Here is a 483-nt window from a genome sequence, read left to right on the forward strand (position 1 = left end):
TGAGAAAGGCGACTTTGCAGGTTGGCATCTCCTTGCTTGTCGATGACGTCATCAAAAGGCAGCCTGCCTTCATCCATATCCAGCGATAGCGTGGCGGCGCGCTCTTGCAGCCGCTCAATGACGAGTGAGGGCAGGCTGTCGACGGCGATGTGGACACCATAGAACTTGAGCGCCCGACGGACAATGCTCGATCGACCGTCGCGGGAAAAGAAATAGCGACGCCACTGCACTGGGGCCGCCGCTATAGCTATATACGCCAACAAATCGAGAATTCCCTGGCCCAGAACCACCAACTCACCCCCGGCGGTGTGCAAATGGTCATGCGCCTGCTGCAGCAGGCTTCTGCTGCGGAAATCTGGGTGAAAGACATTCCCGACGACCTGCATTACGCCAGCTCCATCACCTGGGTGAATTTCAAGGCTGGCGTGATACTTGCTCAAGCCAAAGCACACGACGATGAGCAACACATGACGTTCCAGCAAT

The 483-nt window shown here is 56.5% G+C and carries 1 protein-coding gene; it reads right to left on the reverse strand.

The window, feature by feature from the left end:
• A partial coding sequence (locus AC0L3B_RS38380; RefSeq protein WP_473382791.1) for a hypothetical protein occupies window positions 1-290 on the reverse strand: 290 nt, incomplete at its 3' end.
• Window positions 291-483: the final 193 nt, after the last annotated feature.

The organism is Bradyrhizobium sp. Kon56 (assembly GCF_055807635.1).